This is a genomic window from Streptomyces sp. a15, from assembly GCF_059026085.1.
In genome coordinates, this window is record NZ_JBWLKM010000224.1 from 1 (window position 1) to 1,474 (window position 1,474).

Annotated in this window: 1 protein-coding gene; it reads right to left on the reverse strand. The window is 66.8% G+C overall.

Annotated features, from left to right (window positions below):
- Nucleotides 1-39: 39 nt before the first annotated feature.
- A complete protein-coding gene (locus AC5P09_RS51760; protein ID WP_493880601.1) occupies nt 40-1,236 on the reverse strand; it encodes an IS110 family RNA-guided transposase in 1,197 nt (398 codons plus the stop codon).
- Between the last annotated feature and the right edge of the window lie 238 nt (nt 1,237-1,474).

Below are 1,474 nucleotides of genomic sequence, written 5' to 3' on the forward strand. Positions count from 1 at the left end.
TTGATGAAGACCTCGTCCAGGTGCTTCCCAATGCTGATGTCAAGCCGCGGCTGTGGCTGGGGGTGTGACCTGGTAGCACCGTCGGTCACGGATCAAGGCCCACAGGACGTTGACGCGGCGGCGGGCGAGCGCGAGGAGAGCCTGGACGTGGCGTTTGCCCTCGGCGCGCTTGCGATCGTAAAATTTTCGCGAGTTGGGGTCGCGTTGAACGCTGACCAGCGCGGAGATGTAGAAGACGCGCTGCAGGCGACGGTGGTATCTCGTCGGTCGGTGGTCGTTGCCGCTGACCTGGCCGGAGTCGCGTGGGGCGGGTGCCACGCCGGCGAAGGCCGCGAGCCGGTTGGCCGTTGGGAAGGCGTCCAGGCTGCCGCCGACGGCGGTGAGGAACTCGGCACCGAGGATTGTGCCGATGCCGGGCAGGGACTCGATCACTTCGGCGAGTTCATGGTCACGAAACCGGCCCTCGATGAGCTTGTCGGTCTCGGCGATCTTCTCGTTGAGGGCCATCACCTCCTTGGCGAGAGTGTGCACCATCTTCGCGATGGCCTTCTCACCCACGACGGCGGTGTGCTGGCGATCGGCGGCTTCGACCACCTTCTCGGCCAGGGCAGCAGCGTTGCAGACCTTGCGGTTGCGCAGCCAAGCGGTCAGCCGCCGACTGCCGGCGCGGCGGATCGCGGCCGGTGTCTGGTATCCGGCCAGCAGCACCAGCGGGCCGACGTCACCGAGGTCGAGATCCCGTTCCAGGGCCGGGAACATGCTGTTCAGCAGGGCCTTGAGCCGGTTGGTGGTGCGGGTCCGGTCGGCGACCAGATCGACGCGGTGGTCAGTCAGCAGCCGCAACTCGATCGTGGCTTCGTCGCCGGGGCGGATCGGCTGCAGATCGCGGCGCATCCTGGCCTGATCGGCGATCACGCGGGCGTCACGGGCGTCCGTCTTGCCCTGGCCCCGGTAGCTGTCGGTGGCCCGGTTGACCGCGATACCGGGGATGTAGACGAGCTCCTGGCCATGGTTGACCAGCAGGGCGATCAGCAGGCCGGGCTCGCCGCCGGTCATGTCCAGCGCCCAGGTTGTCCTGCCACCGTCGGCGAGGTCCAGAACATCACCGATCAGCTTCAGCAGTTCCGGCTCGTCGTTGGCCACCCGACGCGACAGCAGCGTGTCGCCCTCACTGTCCAGGACCAGGCAATGGTGGTGGGCCTTGCCGCAGTCGGTCCCCGCCCATATCCGGCTCATTGTGCTCCAGTCGTCGTACTTGCCTTGCGTACCACGGACGACCTCGCCGGCATTGCTCTACACAGCGACTTGTTCGCACTTCCCAATCGGCGGCCGAGTCGTCGTGGGGAGCCGGGCGGCCAAGCACCTGAAGCCACGAACGGCAGCCACTTGTCAGCCACACCCGACTCCCCTGGGTGTCCTCACCCTACGAACGGGAGGACCAACCCGTTCAAGAAGGTAGAGCCACTTGTCCCCC

Coding starts and splice junctions, on each gene's coding strand:
- AC5P09_RS51760 (WP_493880601.1), bottom strand. CDS start 1,236: ATGAGCCGGATATGGGCGGGGACCGACTGCGGCAAGGCCCACCACCAT.